The sequence below is a fragment of the Bacillus sp. LBA3-1-1.1 genome, assembly GCF_040676495.1.
Taxonomy (GTDB): domain Bacteria; phylum Bacillota; class Bacilli; order Bacillales; family Bacillaceae_G; genus Bacillus_A; species Bacillus_A nitratireducens.
On the sequence record NZ_JBEGIB010000005.1, the window covers coordinates 143,900 to 158,562 of the forward strand.

Genomic DNA, 14,663 nt, shown 5'->3' on the forward strand with positions numbered 1-14,663 from the left:
CGTTTTTATTCTTCCTCGTTCACGTGTTCAAACGCTTGCTCGAAGATATGAATTACGTGTTGATCAGCTAAGGAATAATAAACTACCTTTCCTTCTTTTCGGTTCTTTACAAGCTTTGCTTGCTTTAATACACGAAGCTGATGTGAGATTGAAGATTGCGTCATCCCTAATAAATAAGCTAAATCACAAACACACATTTCAGCTTCAAATAATGCATGTAATATTCTCGTACGTGTACGGTCACCTAATACTTTAAATAATTCTGCTACTTTACTTAAACTTTCATCAGTCGGAATTGTTTGTTTTACTTGATCCACGATTTCCTCGTGAATTATCGTTTGAGAACATGCTTCCTGTTGCGTTTCTACTTTATTTTCAGCCATCACAGCTCACCTCTTTATTTGAACATATGAACAACTATTCATATATCTTATACTTTCATTATATGAGCGTCCATTCATATGTGTCAATGAATTCTCATACATTTTTTCGAACATTTCGTTCACATTTCAAAATAAACATATAAATATTCTCCGCATCTATCATGCTCTTCATACAAAAAGGATGCACGAAAACTATCGTGCATCCCTTCTTATTTATTAACTTTTACCGCATCCACAATTAACGAAGCGAATCCTAATTTACCATCTTGATTTCTATGATCAAAACGTTTCGATCGATAAATAAATCCACCGTTCTCTTCCCAATCACTATAATGAAACTGGCCATTCTCATCACAGTATTCTAAAAGCTTTACTTGAAAACCTGCTGCTTCAAACATAGATATAATCGTTTTGTAGTTATGTACAATTTTATGGCTTGCAGCTGGATGATCTAACGGGCCAGGTCCTCCCACTTGCACACCACGCTGATATTCTTCATTTGGGAAAAATGCATCCGGCACTGCACAGCGAATATATCCACTATCTTCTAAAAACTCATAACAAACTTTGGCTGCTTCAATACCTTCTTCATATGATAAATGTTCCCATACATGTTCTGCTAAAATGATTGATAACGAATTTGGATTAAACTTTTCAAGCCACATTTCTCTTCTTAATAAATTTAATTCATCCTCATTTGTATGTAACCAACCTGGGTTATTATTATATCCCTCTGCTCCAACGACAACTTTCGTCTTCACGTTTCCACCCCTTCCTATATTCCGACATAAAAATTCGACAACACAATATTGTTCTCCTTTATTTTTCCAAAAGAAAAAAGCCTTGCGCGTTCCCTAGACGCACAAGGCTTACTATCTTATATCCCTTTTAATTAGCTTTTAATTAGCTTTTTCTAAACTATCCTGCGAACTTCCATCTTCTTTTAAATGACTGTGTTTTTTCGAATATACAAAGTATACAACTACTCCGATTGCTAACCAAACACCGAAGTATATCCATGTTTTTAATGGTAAATTTACCATTAAAAATAGACAACATGCAACTGAAATAATTGGTAAGATCGGTACAAGCGGTACCATAAATCCACGTTGTAATTTCGGATGCGTTTTACGAAGAATGATAACAGTTACACCCACCATGGCGAATGTTAATAACGCTCCAATATTCGCTAAATTCGACAATTCTTTTAAATCGATAAATCCAGCAATTAAAGCACTACCAATTCCTGTTAACCAAACTGAAAATGTTGGCGCTTCAGTCTTCTTGTTAATTTTCGCAAAAGATTTTGGCAATAAACCGTCACGGCTCATTGCGAAGAATACACGTGTTGTCGCATAGATGTAAGCGAAGATTACAGCCATAATACCGATTACAGCTCCAATAGCGATTACACCAGCCACTTTATCTTGTCCTACAACTTCTAACACATATGCCATAGCTTCAGGTACATCTAATTCCTTATAAGAAACCATACCTGTCATAACGAGACAAACTACAACATAAATGATTGTACAAATAACTAACGAAGCAATAATACCAATCGGTAGATCACGTTGTGGATTTTTTACTTCTTCAGCAGAAGTTGCTAATGCATCAAATCCTAAGAAAGCAAAGAATACTGCTGCTCCTCCGGCGAAGACTCCACTTATGCCGTACGGTGCAAATGGTATCCAGTTTTCTGGTTTCACGTAGAATACACCAACTGCAATGAATAAAACAACAATACCAATTTTAATTAATACCATTATGTTATTCACACGCTTACTTTCTTTTGTACCTCGTGATAATAACCAAGTTATCACCAACGTAACGATAATTGCGGGTAAGTTTACCATACCACCTTGCGATGGAATCGTTAACAACGCTTTAGGAATTTCAAGTCCCAATCCGCTCATTAAATTATTGAAATAACCTGTCCATCCGCCAGCTACTGCGGCAGTTGTTACGACATATACGGATAACAATGTCCATCCCATTAAATGGGCAACAAACTCACCAATTGTTGCATATGAATATGTGTACACACTACCTGAAACAGGAAGTGTAGATGCAACCTCTGCATAACATAAAGCTGCAAATCCACAAACAATTGCTGCAATCATGAATGAAAAAATAACTGCTGGACCAGCATCTCTTGCTGCTACTAATCCCGTTAATACTAGAACTCCTGTACCAATTATCGCACCAATCCCTAGCATTGTTAGGTCGAATGCCCCTAGCGTTTTCGTTAAAGTTTTACTTTTACTTTCCCCTAACAATTGCGTAACGGATTTCTTTTTAAATAGGTTGGCCACGATGAATGCCCCCTTTTACCAAGAAGAGCTAAGAGGTATTATCTCTTAGCTCTTATCATGTTGTTTTATATATTGTTCGATTTTGTTTTGTATAATGCTTCTATTAGCAAGATACTGTTTCTGCTTCTAATAATTCTTTAGCACCTTTGTACTCTACACCGTGAGCTTCTGCAACTGCTTCGAATGTTACATAGCCTTCTAATGTATTAATACCTTTTAATAATGCAGTGTTGCCTAGGCAAGCAGCTTTGTAGCCTTTGTTAGCGATTTGTACTGCATATGGTACTGTTACGTTTGTTAATGCAAGAGTTGATGTACGTGGAACCGCACCTGGCATGTTTGCAACTGCATAGTGAACAACGCCGTGTTTTTCATAAGTTGGGTTATCATGAGTTGTAATACGGTCAGTTGTTTCGAAAATACCACCTTGGTCAATCGCGATATCTACAACGACAGAACCTGGTTCCATTGATTGAATCATTTCTTCTGTTACAAGTTTTGGCGCTTTTGCACCTGGGATTAATACTGCACCGATTACAAGATCAGACTCTTTTACAGCTTCTGCAATATTGTAAGGATTAGACATTAAAGTTTTTACTTGGTTTCCGAAAATGTCATCTAATTGACGAAGACGTTCTGCACTTAAGTCGATGATTGTTACATCCGCACCTAGTCCAACTGCAATTTTAGCAGCATTTGTACCAGCTTGTCCACCACCGATAATTGTTACTTTACCACGTTTAACTCCTGGAACACCTGCAAGTAAGATACCTTTACCGCCTTTGTTTTTCTCAAGGAATTGCGCACCGATTTGTGCAGCCATACGACCAGCTACTTCACTCATAGGTGCAAGTAATGGTAATGAACGGTTTTCTAATTGTACTGTTTCATATGCGATAGCAACAACTTTCTTCTCGATTAACGCTTTTGTTAATTCTGGTTCTGGAGCTAAGTGTAAGTATGTGAATAAGATTAAACCTTCGCTGAAGTGTTTGTATTCGCTTTCAACTGGTTCCTTAACTTTCATAACCATTTCCATGTTCCAAGCTTCTTCAGCTGTATCAACAATTTTTGCTCCCGCTTCAACATACTGAGCATCTGTGAAACCAGATCCTAAACCTGCACCCTTTTGAATGAATACTTCGTGATTGTTACGAATTAAATGTACAACACCTGCTGGTGTCATTGCCACACGGTTTTCGTTGTTTTTAATTTCTGCTGGTACCCCAATACGCATAATGAAATGCCCCCTTATAATTAACAGAAAAAAGGAATTCTTTTTTCTTTTTGTAATAATTAATAACTTATGTCCTTATTCTAGCATAACTTAAAAATTATGAAAACGCTAACATACTATTTTTTTAAAGTTTATATATTTAGAATAGTGTAAATATACTAAACATTGATTCTATTGGGTTATTCGTACCATCGCATTATCTATCACTCTATTTACATTATATCTATTCAAAACGCATAGTAATTATTTATTATTTGACAATAATGTAACAATGCAAAAAACTAAGTAGTTACGTATACATATACACTTATTACTTTGTACAATACTTTAGAAATATATTCTTTTCATAAAAAAAAACAGCTACTAGCATTTAGCCAGCAGCTGGATAGATCATAAATAACTTTGAAAATAGATCTTCTGTCGTCTCACCAATTTTATCAAACATATCACTTTCACGATCTTCTTGCTCTTTTAACATCTTAATTGTTTCACGTGCATCTTCAGGATAATCGGTAATGATACCATCTACGTTTAACTTATAATATCCCTTTAAACTTTCCATATCATTTACCGTCCATACGTAAATTTGCTTGTTTAACTTCCTTGCTTCTTTTACTAATTTCTTATTTAACATATATTCTTCTGCTACATAAAAATCAGCCTTCACATTCTTTAAGTTAGCTCTACTCGCATACAGTATATATCCTACTTTTATATTTGGATTTGCACGTTTAAACTCTTTAATAAGCGGATAGTGTAACGTTTGAATGACACATTGCTTCTCAAATTCATTATCTTTAATCGCTTTTAATACTTTATTTACGAAATCTTTTTCGCCACCATGAAGCTTCACTTCAATATTAAGTTTGATTTTTCCTTTTGCCAGCTTAATGATCTCATCAAGTGTACTTATTTGTCCTGAAAAACCATCTTGACTAAGGGTAAGCTGTCTTAACTCCTCCATCGTTAAATCTGACACATGAACATTAGCATTCGCAAGACGTTTTAGTTTCAAATCATGTATAACTGCTAGTTCACCGTCTTTTGTTTGCAGTACATCAATTTCAGCGTAGTCTGCTTTGGCATCAATAGCCCCCTGCACAGCTTCTTTCGTATTCTCTACACCTTTTGAAATATAACCACGATGAGCCATAATAATTGGTTCTTTATATGAATTTGAAATAAACGTTACAATGAAGGCAACGACCATTCCGGCAGTAATAATTCCTACAATATATACACCAATAAATTTCCAACGATGTTTTTGGAAGAAACATTTATCTGCTTTTGTTTTCGAATAATCTAATCCTTCTTCTAATAAAACATCTTCAACCGGAACCTTTTGTAAATACAATCGTGTTATTGCCATAATATAAAATGGCGTCACGATAAAACTAAATAAATACAATGTACTCGTTAAAAATACAGACATTGTTGATTCCGCTAATAATGCAAATGTTCCCTGTGGATTTGTAAATTCATACATGCCCCATAGACACAATAAATACATTCCAAAAAATACACCGTACACAATCCCTATTGAAATAAAAAATCCAACTAAAAAGAATAGTACTTTAAAAAAACTTTCTTTTACTAACGTTGCACTTTTACGTGCTGCTGTGCGAAACGGCTTTTGCTCTAAAACAACAATAGGTAGAACAAAAATCCAGCGAAGGTTCAAATACGCAACTACAGCAAAGAACGTGTAATAACCAACTTGTCCCATCGTTGTCTTAAACAGTTCTCCTGTAATAAAGTTAGGAATTTGAATTTGCGGAATTAATGCCGTTTCATATCCAATATTTAAAAGAGGTAACAATACGACAGCATATAAAATAAATCCTGGTAAGCAATATGTGAAAAGAGTAGGTAAATACGTTACGGTTTTATATAAAATCGGACGTAATTTCACCTTTTTTCTTTTATGAGCGAAGTACGAAATGATAATAAGCACCGCAAATTCCGTAAAGATAAGAAACAGTGCTAACAATGATAAAATTACGATTGCGAAAATGCCGTATGGTGTCTTTAAAAACGCTAATAATTCATCATTCGTCGCATTTGCATAACCACCAAAATACAATAACTTATTAAAAATGATCCCAAATAGCGGGACAAATACAATCGCTGCTAATAATTTATAAGCAAGTTGAAAGGTTAATACATTCCAAAAAGCAAATCTAACTGTTTGAAAGGAATGTCCCATTACCCCTGGTATAGATAGTCTTTTACGGTGTTGCATATATTCCTCCACATTCTAAAACGATATTTGAGATGGATTCCATATTTCCATTTCCAACCCATCTTTTTAATAATAATATATTCCGCTTAACATGAACACTCTTATACATATAATGAAAAAGTGATGGCTACTTGCCATCACTTTTTCATTTACTCTATTTTTTCTCTAACCCTTGACCAAATGCTTTTAAGAAGCTAAAACCGAATGTAATTGCTCTATTGATATCTGGATCTTTTAACACTTTAAAGAAATCCATCACTTTTGTTTTCTTTCCATTTTTCAGCTCATCCGTTGCAAATTGTAATCCAGTGACTAAACTAGATGTTATTTGTTTCGTTATTTCTGGGTCCACTGAAGATAATGCCTCTCCTGCCCCCATCATATTGTTTAATGCATTCTTTACTGGTTCACGATTTAATTGTTCAACAGCTATTTGGGAAACATCTTCTTTTGCAGCAAGTAAACTAATTGCTGCATCTAAAATTCCAGCTTTTTGTAACTGCCCTAATAGCTGCATCGTCTCTTCTACTGCTTCTCTATTTTCAGCTAGCTCATTTAACAGTTCATCTGTTACTTGCTGTTTCTTTTCTTCTTCTGTTACAACCTTCTTTTTAATTAAAGTAATCTCTTTTGCCATGATCTCCGCCCCCTAATTCTGGTCCACAAGTGATACGTATTGTTTTCTTTGCCACTTTTGCTCGATTTCAACACCATTTTGCGGATGACGTTTTTTATCTCTCGGGTTTGAGGATGGTAACGGACGATTTCCTTTTTCACGTAATACGCGCAGTTTCACCATTGTTTGTTTATAAGCTGGTGTACACGTATAAATGTCTGTCGCTGTTCCTGTTAAAATATTAATTGCCTCTTCATTTACTGTCGCATGCATCGGCAAATATAACTCATTTCCGGTTACACGATCTGTAACAAGCGCTTGTACTTTAATCTTTCCAAATGGTGATGCTAATTCTACAAGACCACCATCTTTCACATTACGTTCTTTAGCAAGTTCAGGTGAAATTTCAACAAATACTTCAGACACTTTAGATAAAATGCCAGCTGACTTATTCGTCATATTTCCTTCATGGAAATGCTCTAGCATACGGCCATTATTTAATAGTAAATCATACTCATCTGGTGCTACTACTGGTGGTACCCATTCATCTAATGATAAACGAGCTAGCTTATCCGGGAAGTTAAATCCATCTACATATAATAATGGTGTATCGCTACCATCATGGCTACCCCAGCATAAACTATTCCAACCTTCTAGACGGTCGTATGTTGCTTGAGAGTATAACGGTGCAAGTGATGCGATTTCGTCCATAATTTCACTTGGACTTCCATAATTCCAGTCCCCGCCCAGTGCACGAGCTACTTTTTGTAAAATCCACCAATCTGGCTTAGAATCACCAAGTGGCTTCAATACTTCATACAATCTTTGAATACGGCGTTCTGTATTTGTAAATGTTCCTTCTTTTTCTAAGCTTGGTGCTGCCGGTAAAATAACATCGGCAAAACGAGCTGTTTTCGATAAAAACATATCTTGAACAACGAGGAAATCTAAATTCGCTAAAATATGTTGTACATGGTTGGCATTTGAATCTACTAAAGCCATTTCTTCTCCCATAACATACATACCACGCAGTTTTCCTTCTTCCGCTGCTAGTAACATTGCGATATTATTTAGTCCCGGTTCTTTCGGAATGGTAGTACCGTATGCTTTTTCAAATTTCGCACGATGCACATCATCTGAAACTGCTTGATAACCTGGAAGCCAGTTCGGTAATGTTGCCATATCACAAGCACCTTGTACGTTATTATGTCCGCGTAACGGATACGCACCTGCACCAGGACGACGATAGTTACCCGTAACAAGCAGTAAATTTGAAATTGCAGCTGACGTTGTACTTCCTCCTGTATTTTGCGTTACACCCATTCCCCAAAGTACACAAGTACCATCTGCTTCATATACCATACGAGCCATCTCTTTAAGATTATCTTTAGAAATCCCTGTAATTTTCTCAGTATAATCAAGCGTATACTTTTCTAGCATTTTGCTATATTCATCAAAATTCTTTACATTTTCAGCTATGAACTTTTTATCATGCCAATCTTGATCAATAATATATTTCGTAATACCAGCAAGCCATACATAATCTGTTCCTTGACTTGGATGAACAAATATATCCGCACGCTCTGCCATTTCATGTTTACGAAGGTCTGCTACAATCAATTTTTGCTCGTGCAATTTATGAGCACGCTTTACTCTAGTTGCAAGTACAGGATGACCTTCTGTTGGATTTGCACCAACAATAATAACAAGACCTGCTTCAGCAATATCTTTCACTGTTCCAGCATCCCCACCCATACCGACAGTTTTAAATAAACCGTCTGTCGCTGGCGATTGGCAATAACGCGAACAGTTATCTACGTTATTCGTTCCATATATTTGACGGGCTAGTTTTTGCATAAGGTAGTTTTCTTCATTTGTTACTTTAGAAGAAGAAATAAAACCAAATGCATCGCTACCGTATTCTGACTTAATATGTTGCATATTAGATGCAACAACTTCAAGAGCCTCTTCCCATGAAGCCTCAACAAACATATCCCCTTGGCGAATTAACGGTTTTGTAATACGCTCTTCACTGTTTACAAAATCCCAACCAAATTTACCTTTTACACATGTAGAGATACCATTAACCGGTGCATCTGAAACAGGTTGTACTTTTAAAATTTGACGATCTTTCGTCCATACTTCAAATGAACAACCTACACCACAAAATGTACAAACTGTTTTTGTTTTATTAACTTTCGTCTTACGCATCGCAGCCTCTACTTCTGAAACCGCTAAAATACTGCTATATCCAGGTTCCACATCTTTTACAAAATCAATCATTGGATCCAACACATCTGGTTTTAATCCTGTCATAAATCCTGCTTCACCCAGCATTGTTTTTTCCATTAACGCATTACACGGACATACTGTTACACATTGCCCACAACTCACACAAGATGAGTCATTTATACTTACACCATTGTCCCAAATAACACGTGGACGGTCTAAACTCCAATCGATTGATAACGTTTCATTCACTTGTAAATTTTGGCATACTTCTACACACTGTCCACAAGCAATGCATTGATTCGGATCGTATCGATAGAATGGATGCGATGTATCCACTTCGCATGCACTTACTTTCGGTTCGTACGGATATTTCTGTTCTTCAATCTCCATCATATGTACTGTATTATGGACTTTACAGTTACCATTATTGTTATCACATACTGTACAATACAATAAATGATTCTCTAATATTCGATCCATTGCTTCAGTCTGCGCCTCTTTAGCACGCTGGGACTGTCTTTCGATATGCATACCGTGCTCTAATTTCGTTGAACAAGCACGTAATAACTTCCCATTTACTTCTACAATACACGTATCACAAGTTTGAATTGGATCTACTTCTGGTACATGACAAATTTGAGGATGTTCCAAATTACTCTCGTTAAATAATTGTAGTATCGTCTTTTCACCCGATGTGGAAAATTCTTTACCATCCACGGTTACACGGACTGTCTGTTCTGCCATAGTTTCCCCTCTCCTTACAACCAACTGTACAACACAATTATGAATCCGTTTTCAAAATCGCATTACTGTACATATTTTTGAAACGCTCTGCCCGAATACTTTTCTTATGAAGTCGATTCTAGATGTTATAAGGTATAACTACGAAAGCTTGAAAATATCACTATTCTACAGTTCTATTATATCGTACATATACAATAATAACCAAAATAATCTGTGATTTCCTTGCTAATAGATGTTTTTATTTCCCCATTGTTTTATGATAAATATGGGAGAGAAATACATATAAAAGGGGAATTTAATATGGGGCCTACGCAAGAGACTTATACAATTGTACGCTATCAATCTGGTACATTTTCAAAACAACTGGATGAGATTGTTACAGAATCTCCTATTACTATTAAATTAAACGGTGAGGAATATGTAACAGTTGTATGCACACCAAATTACATTGAAGATATGGTAATTGGTTTTTTAATTTCTGAGGGGATTATTTCTTCCTATAAAGATGTTGAAGAACTATGGGTGCAAAAAGATAACGGAATTGTACATGTAACATCATCAAAAGTAAATCCGCTCTATCAAACTTTATATAATAAGCGATACATCACTTCTTGCTGCGGAAAAGGTAGACAAGGTTTTATTTTCGTTAACGATGCAGCAAAAGCAAAAGATTTACATGATATACACGTGAAAGTTACTCCTGAAGAATGTTTTTACTTAATGAATACTTTACAACAATCTTCAACTACATTTCGCCAAACAGGTGGTGTGCACAATACCGCGTTATGCGATCGAAAAAATATTCTCATATCAAGAATGGATATCGGAAGACATAATGCACTAGATAAAATATACGGTCATTGTTTACGGAACAATATATCTGTTCAAGGGAAAATCATCGCGTTTAGCGGGCGAATCTCATCTGAAATTTTGTTAAAGGTTTCAAAAATCGGTTGCGAAATCGTCCTATCTAAATCAGCTCCAACTAAGCTAGCATTGCAACTCGCTCACGATTTAGGCATTACCGTAGTAGGATTCATTCGAAATGAATCTTGCAATATTTATACACATCCAGAACGAATCGATGGTTATCAATCGAATAACTAAAAAATACCTTCTCAATTGAGGAGGTATTTTTTAGTTATAAAAATGTAATATATATAACACTTGAATAGTTAATAAAGTTAATATATAATTTCATTACATAATTAAAACAAAACATTGTAGCATAATCTTTTCATTCTTTTACAAATTAAGAAAGAATAGTCACAGAATACATTTAACTAAACTTAATCTTACAAAGTTAATGAATTAAATTTGAATCAATCTAGGAGGTTACAACTATGGAAATTCGCTTATTAACAACAGAGGACGCAGAAATTTATTTGAAAGTTTGTATGGAAGGTTTAACGAAAAACCCTGAGGCTTTTAGCTCTTCTTATGAAGATGTTCTTAAACATGAAAACCCTGTCGCTGCCATGGCAAAGCGATTAAGCAATCCTGATAAGTATACTCTAGGTGTCTTCAAAGATAATGATTTAGTTGGCATTGCTACTTTAGAAACAAAGCCATTTATTAAGCAAGAACATAAGGCAAAAATCGGCTCCGTTTTTGTTTCTCCAAAAGCGCGCGGCCTCGGTGCAGGACGAGCTTTAATTAAAGCGATTATTGAAAATGCCGATAAATTACATGTAGAACAGCTCATGCTTGATGTTGTTGCTGATAACACTGCTGCAAAAAAATTATATGAGTCCCTCGGCTTCCAAACTTACGGTGTGCAAGAGCGTTCCTTAAAGCATAACGGTCAATATTGGGACGAAGAGCATATGGTTTTATTCTTAAATAATTAACATTTTAATATAATTTTTCAAAAGCATCTTCTTATTAATTAAGATGCTTTTTTCATTACAACAATGTAATCTTCATGTCACCTTTATCGATCGTTCCAATCCTTTCCATTCGTTATACTAAAAATATAAAGTGAAACTTTACTCAGCAAGGAGTATCCATCTCCCACTGATTATTACATGAACGTATAGCATGCAATTGATATGTAGAGGAGAATGTGACATGAGACAAAATAAACGAGCTATCTTTTTAATATGTGCCACAGCAATTGTAACTTCTGGATTAGCAATTTTACCTTGGTTTATTATATAGAATACATAAAAAAAGCTTATTGCTTCTTAAGAGGCAATAAGCTTTTTTTCTATTATAAAATCCCGAAAAATTTATTTACACAACTTATCATAATAAGCATAGATACCGCAACACACATTACAACCGCATTACGATCTTGCTTTTCTTTTTGTAAATGCTCTACTTTTTTATTCATGTGTACAATCCCCTTTTAAAAAAAGTGTGAGATAGGAAATTTTTCTTATCCGATGCGAGGTGAATACGAAAACCCTCTCTATCTCACATACACAATAGAATGGAATTGTCATTTTATAAATAAAATGACATGACGTTATGTCGCAACATAGGGTATTTGTGTCGCTACGTTTTCTATTATAAAAAATAGTTGTGCAAAACTAGTGCATTTTTTATGTCAATTGCCCTGATTGAAAAAATCAGCCATCCATTCAATCACATAAAAAGAGTTTTTTATTATTTTCATGTAAACTATACAAGTAGAATGAATAGTTTGGGGTGCACAAGATTATGGTGAAAATTTTATTAGTAGACGATGAAGAACGTATGTTACGATTATTAGATCTGTTCTTAAGCCCTCGCGGCTATTTTTGTATGAAAGCTACTTCTGGCCTTGAAGCGCTAGAATTAATCGAACAGAAGGACTTCGATATTATTTTATTAGATGTTATGATGCCGAATATGGATGGGTGGGATACTTGCTATCAAATCCGTCAAATTTCCAACGTTCCAATTATTATGCTAACAGCTCGCAACCAAAACTACGATATGGTCAAAGGCCTAACAATGGGAGCAGATGACTATATTACAAAACCATTCGATGAACATGTATTAGTCGCGCGAATCGAGGCTATATTACGCCGCACAAAGAAAGATGGCTTTGTTAGCTTCAATGGTATTGAGTGGGATAAAACGAAACATACTGTTACAGTTTATAATGAAAAAATCTCACTAACTCCTATTGAGTTTTCGTTGCTCGGACTATTTTTACAAAATACAAACCGTGCCTACAGCCGAGACGATTTAATCGAGAAGATTTGGGGCTATCAAACAGACATCGAATACAGAACTATCGATTCACATATTCGTAATATACGGGATAAGTTACGCAAAAAAGGATTTCCAGTTGAAGATTACTTAGAAACTGTCTATAAAGTCGGATATAAATGGAAAAGTGAATAATTAATTGGGTCAGTGGACAATAGTTGACCACTGGCCCTTTATATGAAATAAGGTATGGTGAGAAAATGAGCAAACTTTCCCTTAAAGTTGGGACATACTTTTTAATATTAGCTTTATGTATTGAAACAATTGCTTTCGTATCTTTTTATAAGAACCTTTCAAACATACGTATTGAAGAGGAAACTCTTGCTCTTTTAGAGAAAGGAAATCGCTATAGTAAAATGATTAAAAACCGCGCGAAGTGGGGTGCATATTCTAAAGAAAAGAAACTCACAGAAAGCGCTGAACACAGTAAACGGCCTAAACGTGCTGTGTACCCCGAGTTTGATATCAACACTGAGGCTGAACACTTAGTTGAATCAGAATTAATTGCTAACTCTGATATAGCTATCATTATAACAGACAATAACGGCAAAATTATTTCTACCTCAGAACCCGTAACGAAAGAAATGCAAAAACAACTTACTTGTAAAACAGAGACTATCCCAGAAGGTGGATTAATCGTTGAAAAAAACTGGAAAAAATCAAAATTCATCTCAACGGTAAGCCCGCTGGAAATTCAAGGATTCCAAGGTAAGTTATATATGTTATTAAAGACATCTTTCTTAGAAAATATGTTACTTAAACTCATGAATCAATTTTTTATCATTAGTGTTTTGACAATTATTTTAACTACTATTTCTGTCTTTGTTTTTTCTCGTGTTATTACAGAACCGCTTATAAAAATGAAGCGGGCGACAGAAAAAATGTCAAAATTAAATAAGCCGATTCAATTAGGAATTAAACGAAATGATGAACTTGGAAGCTTAGCAAAAACGATTGAAGATTTATCTAGTGAACTTACGTATATGAAAAAAGAACGAAACGAATTTCTCGCTAGTGTAGCGCATGAATTACTAACCCCATTAACCTATATGAAAGGTTATGCAAAAGTAGCAAAAAGAGATTCTCTAACGAAAGAAGAACGCGAAGAATACTTACAAATCATTGAAGACGAAACGGATAGTGTAACCGATCTCGTACAAGATTTATTTATGCTTGCACAATTAGAGCAACATCAATTCGTTATTAAAAAACAAAAAATGCCCCTTAGACCATTTTTAGAACGAATGGTTGAAAAAACAAAAACAACATTAACAAACAAACAAATAGAAATTCATGTATACTGTAAAAATGATTTAGAAGTTTGTATAGATGAAAGGCGTATGGAACAAGTGATGTTAAATTTATTACACAACGCTTATCAACATTCATCAGAAAACACTTCTATAACAATACGTGTACTATCGAGTACGAATACTTTTACAATAAGTGTACAAGATGAAGGTGAAGGAATTCCAAAAGAAGATATCCCACATGTTTTTGATCGCTTTTACCGTGTCGATAAATCCAGAACACGAGCTACAGGTGGAAAAGGTATCGGACTGGCTGTTGCAAAGGAAATTGTAGAACTTCATAATGGTTCTATCGAAGTAAAAAGCGAATTAGAAGTCGGAACAGAATTTATAATTGAATTACCCTTTGAATAATATATGCGGGAAATCACCAGTGGTAGTCA

At 35.1% G+C, this 14,663-nt stretch carries 12 protein-coding genes; 4 read left to right on the forward strand and 8 right to left on the reverse strand.

The window, feature by feature from the left end; all coding sequences use genetic code 11:
* Positions 1–5 precede the first annotated feature (5 nt).
* The 7 genes from MRBLBA3_RS06430 to fdhF all read right to left on the reverse strand — a co-directional run bounded on the left by MRBLBA3_RS06430 (position 6) and on the right by fdhF (position 9,769).
* Positions 6–383: an ArsR/SmtB family transcription factor gene (locus MRBLBA3_RS06430; protein WP_000829683.1), complete on the reverse strand. Its 378-nt coding sequence runs from the start codon at positions 381–383 to the stop codon at positions 6–8.
* A gap of 209 nt (positions 384–592) precedes the next feature.
* Positions 593–1,144 carry a class I SAM-dependent methyltransferase gene (locus MRBLBA3_RS06435; protein WP_000853267.1) on the reverse strand — a complete coding sequence of 184 codons (552 nt, stop codon included), beginning with the start codon at positions 1,142–1,144 and terminating at the stop codon, positions 593–595.
* A 138-nt stretch (positions 1,145–1,282) separates the two neighbouring features.
* Positions 1,283–2,698 (reverse strand): amino acid permease, encoded by a 1,416-nt coding sequence (locus MRBLBA3_RS06440; RefSeq protein WP_001284894.1) that lies wholly within the window; start codon positions 2,696–2,698, stop codon positions 1,283–1,285.
* A gap of 103 nt (positions 2,699–2,801) precedes the next feature.
* A complete protein-coding gene (ald, locus tag MRBLBA3_RS06445) occupies positions 2,802–3,935 on the reverse strand; it encodes an alanine dehydrogenase (RefSeq protein ID WP_340506832.1) in 1,134 nt (377 codons plus the stop codon).
* 370 nt (positions 3,936–4,305) lie between these two features.
* Positions 4,306–6,177, reverse strand: coding sequence for a glycerophosphodiester phosphodiesterase (locus MRBLBA3_RS06450; protein ID WP_363380285.1), 1,872 nt, complete (start codon positions 6,175–6,177; stop codon positions 4,306–4,308).
* A 154-nt stretch (positions 6,178–6,331) separates the two neighbouring features.
* Complete coding sequence (locus tag MRBLBA3_RS06455) at positions 6,332–6,814, reverse strand: DUF1641 domain-containing protein (RefSeq protein ID WP_001040517.1); 483 nt, start codon at positions 6,812–6,814, stop codon at positions 6,332–6,334.
* 12 nt (positions 6,815–6,826) lie between these two features.
* Complete coding sequence (gene fdhF, locus MRBLBA3_RS06460) at positions 6,827–9,769, reverse strand: formate dehydrogenase subunit alpha (protein WP_000840689.1); 2,943 nt, start codon at positions 9,767–9,769, stop codon at positions 6,827–6,829.
* A 300-nt stretch (positions 9,770–10,069) separates the two neighbouring features.
* Here fdhF and fdhD point away from each other — a divergent pair, with 300 nt between their 5' ends.
* Both fdhD and MRBLBA3_RS06470 read left to right on the forward strand, forming a co-directional pair.
* Positions 10,070–10,876: a formate dehydrogenase accessory sulfurtransferase FdhD gene (gene fdhD, locus MRBLBA3_RS06465; protein WP_000529232.1), complete on the forward strand. Its 807-nt coding sequence runs from the start codon at positions 10,070–10,072 to the stop codon at positions 10,874–10,876.
* A gap of 236 nt (positions 10,877–11,112) precedes the next feature.
* The gene (locus tag MRBLBA3_RS06470) at positions 11,113–11,619 is read left to right on the forward strand and encodes a GNAT family N-acetyltransferase (RefSeq protein ID WP_000405886.1); all 507 of its coding nucleotides are present in this window, start codon (positions 11,113–11,115) and stop codon (positions 11,617–11,619) included.
* Positions 11,620–11,981: 362 nt separating this feature from the next.
* Here the strand turns inward: MRBLBA3_RS06470 and MRBLBA3_RS06475 are convergent, their stop codons facing one another.
* Positions 11,982–12,104 carry a hypothetical protein gene (locus MRBLBA3_RS06475; protein ID WP_001036874.1) on the reverse strand — a complete coding sequence of 41 codons (123 nt, stop codon included), beginning with the start codon at positions 12,102–12,104 and terminating at the stop codon, positions 11,982–11,984.
* A gap of 329 nt (positions 12,105–12,433) precedes the next feature.
* Here MRBLBA3_RS06475 and MRBLBA3_RS06480 point away from each other — a divergent pair, with 329 nt between their 5' ends.
* Entirely contained in the window at positions 12,434–13,105 is a 672-nt protein-coding gene (locus MRBLBA3_RS06480; RefSeq protein ID WP_000238947.1) for a response regulator transcription factor, read from the forward strand.
* Positions 13,106–13,170: 65 nt separating this feature from the next.
* Positions 13,171–14,634: a HAMP domain-containing sensor histidine kinase gene (locus MRBLBA3_RS06485; protein WP_000041033.1), complete on the forward strand. Its 1,464-nt coding sequence runs from the start codon at positions 13,171–13,173 to the stop codon at positions 14,632–14,634.
* The last annotated feature ends 29 nt before the right edge of the window (positions 14,635–14,663 follow it).

Coding starts and splice junctions, on each gene's coding strand:
- MRBLBA3_RS06430 (WP_000829683.1), bottom strand. CDS start 383: ATGGCTGAAAATAAAGTAGAAACGCAACAGGAAGCATGTTCTCAAACG.
- ald (WP_340506832.1), bottom strand. CDS start 3,935: ATGCGTATTGGGGTACCAGCAGAAATTAAAAACAACGAAAACCGTGTG.
- MRBLBA3_RS06450 (WP_363380285.1), bottom strand. CDS start 6,177: ATGCAACACCGTAAAAGACTATCTATACCAGGGGTAATGGGACATTCC.
- MRBLBA3_RS06455 (WP_001040517.1), bottom strand. CDS start 6,814: ATGGCAAAAGAGATTACTTTAATTAAAAAGAAGGTTGTAACAGAAGAA.
- fdhF (WP_000840689.1), bottom strand. CDS start 9,769: ATGGCAGAACAGACAGTCCGTGTAACCGTGGATGGTAAAGAATTTTCC.
- fdhD (WP_000529232.1), top strand. CDS start 10,070: ATGGGGCCTACGCAAGAGACTTATACAATTGTACGCTATCAATCTGGT.
- MRBLBA3_RS06470 (WP_000405886.1), top strand. CDS start 11,113: ATGGAAATTCGCTTATTAACAACAGAGGACGCAGAAATTTATTTGAAA.
- MRBLBA3_RS06475 (WP_001036874.1), bottom strand. CDS start 12,104: ATGAATAAAAAAGTAGAGCATTTACAAAAAGAAAAGCAAGATCGTAAT.
- MRBLBA3_RS06480 (WP_000238947.1), top strand. CDS start 12,434: ATGGTGAAAATTTTATTAGTAGACGATGAAGAACGTATGTTACGATTA.
- MRBLBA3_RS06485 (WP_000041033.1), top strand. CDS start 13,171: ATGAGCAAACTTTCCCTTAAAGTTGGGACATACTTTTTAATATTAGCT.